The following is a 1688-nucleotide window of genomic DNA, read 5'->3' as shown; positions in this document are numbered from 1 at the left end:
CGTTCCGCCAGTCGATCGACAGGCGGAATGTCGAACGATGTACGCGCATCTGATGCACGCGCACACTCCGACGAACCACGTGTCGATCGACGCGTGTGACGTCGCAGAGAAGGGGGCCTCCGCACGTGGCGGAGGCCCCCTTCGTCGTGGTGCAGACCGGGGTCAGTCGGTGCCGGAGTCGAACGCCGCACCCTCGGACGCGAGATCCGTCGCACGACCGAGCGCGTCATCGGCATCCGAGGTGACGACCGCGCCGCCGAGGATCTCCTCCGACTCACCCGACTCGAGCTCGCCGACGAGGTCGCCCGTCGCCCCGCCGATGAGCCCGGCTGCGGCGTACTGCTCGAGGCGTGCCCGCGAGTCGGCGATGTCGAGGTTGCGCATGGTCAGCTGGCCGATGCGGTCGTCCGGGCCGAACGCGGCGTCGCCGACACGCTCCATCGAGAGCTTGTCCGGGTGGTACGACAGCGCCGGGCCCGTGGTGTCGAGGATCGTGTAGTCGTCGCCGCGACGCAGGCGCAGCGTGACCTCGCCCGTGACGGCCGAGGCGACCCAGCGCTGCAGCGACTCACGCAGCATGAGGGACTGCGGGTCGAGCCAGCGCCCCTCGTACATGAGGCGACCGAGACGGCGACCCTCGGTGTGGTACGACGCAACGGTGTCCTCGTTGTGGATCGCGTTGAGCAGGCGCTCGTAGGCGATGTGCAGCAGTGCCATGCCCGGCGCCTCGTAGATGCCGCGGCTCTTCGCCTCGATGATGCGGTTCTCGATCTGGTCGGACGCGCCGAGGCCGTGGCGGCCACCGATCGCGTTCGCCTCGTAGACGAGCGCCACGGCGTCGGCGTACTCGACACCGTTGATCGCGACGGGGCGACCGGCCTCGAAGCGGACGCTCACGACCTCGGTGGCGACCTCGACGTCGTCACGCCAGGCGGCGACGCCCATGATCGGCTCGACGATGTCCAGGCCGCTCGAGAGCTCCTCGAGGCTCTTCGCCTCGTGCGTGGCGCCCCAGATGTTCGCGTCGGTCGAGTAGGCCTTCTCAGTGGAGTCGCGGTACGGGAAGCCCCGGGCGACGAGCCACTCGCTCATCTCCTTGCGGCCGCCGAGCTCCTCGACGAACTCGGAGTCGAGCCACGGCTTGTAGACGCGCAGCCGCGGGTTCGCCATCAGGCCGTAGCGGTAGAACCGCTCGATGTCGTTGCCCTTGTACGTGGAGCCGTCGCCCCAGATGTCGACGCCGTCCTCCTTCATGGCGCGGACGAGCATCGTGCCCGTCACGGCACGACCGAGGGGCGTCGTGTTGAAGTAGGTCTTGCCGCCGGAGCGGATGTGGAAGGCACCGGTCTGCAGGGCGACGAGGCCCTCTTCCACGAGGGCGCTCTTCGCGTCGACGAGTCGGGCGATCTCGGCACCGTACTCGTGGGCACGACCGGGGACGGCGTCGATGTCCGGCTCGTCGTACTGGCCGATGTCGGCCGTGTACGTGCAGGGCACCGCTCCCTTCTCGCGCATCCAGGCGACCGCGCAGGAGGTGTCGAGACCTCCGGAGAACGCGATGCCGACTCGTTCGCCGACGGGGAGACTGCTCAGGACCTTGGACACGACGTCAATCGTACGGGGAGTCCAGCCGGTACATCGACGCGAGAAGTGCCCCTGGCCGGCGCCGCAGGGACTCGAACCCCTGC

At 69.0% G+C, this 1688-nt stretch carries 1 protein-coding gene; it reads right to left on the bottom strand.

Features of this window, described 5'->3' with window-relative positions; translation table 11 throughout:
- Positions 1–162 precede the first annotated feature (162 nt).
- Positions 163–1605: an argininosuccinate synthase gene (gene argG, locus BIV03_RS05155; RefSeq protein WP_070417830.1), complete on the bottom strand. Its 1443-nt coding sequence runs from the start codon at positions 1603–1605 to the stop codon at positions 163–165.
- Positions 1606–1688 lie beyond the last annotated feature (83 nt).

Origin of the sequence: Curtobacterium sp. MCBA15_016 (assembly GCF_001865105.1) — a bacterium.
Lineage (GTDB): Bacteria > Actinomycetota > Actinomycetes > Actinomycetales > Microbacteriaceae > Curtobacterium.
This window is presented reverse-complemented; position numbering and strand designations above follow the sequence as displayed.